Origin of the sequence: uncultured Psychroserpens sp. (assembly GCF_947503375.1) — a bacterium.
In the GTDB taxonomy this organism is placed as follows: domain Bacteria; phylum Bacteroidota; class Bacteroidia; order Flavobacteriales; family Flavobacteriaceae; genus Psychroserpens.
The window spans coordinates 1-458 of record NZ_CANNDQ010000028.1 but is presented as its reverse complement, the minus strand read 5'-3'; the positions used below and the strand labels follow the sequence as shown (position 1 = coordinate 458).

The window sequence follows — 458 nt, the reverse complement described above, 5'->3', positions numbered from 1 at the left end:
TTCATTTTTGTATTTTGTTTTCTTCTTAGTTGCAAACAAGAAAATAATAATTCAGTTACCGAAACTCAAACTAAAGTTGAAACTGAAAGAATGATAGAAAGTAAACCCGAATTTGTCTACGATTCACTTTATGTTTCCAAATCATTTGACTTTCCTGTAGGGAAACCAGATGCTAAAGGTTATTACAATGCTCAAAAATTTCAAGAAAACATGCATTTAGGTGATGATTGGAATGCTGTGACTGGTGGAAATTCTGATCTTGGAGATCCAATTTATTCGATTGCGAATGGTTATGTGAAATTTGCGGATAATCATGGTGGCGGATGGGGAAATGTAATCCGTATTATTCATAAAATGCCAAACGGAAAAATGATAGAATCGTTATATGCACATTGCGATACAATTCTAGTAAAAGAAAAGCAGTGGATTAAGAAAGGAACGAAAATCGGAACAATTGG

Annotated in this window: 1 protein-coding gene; it reads left to right on the top strand. The window is 33.4% G+C overall.

Annotated elements, in window-relative coordinates:
- Positions 1–90: 90 nt before the first annotated feature.
- Positions 91–458: M23 family metallopeptidase (locus Q0876_RS15645; RefSeq protein WP_299229821.1), on the top strand; the 368-nt coding region annotated here is incomplete at its 3' end.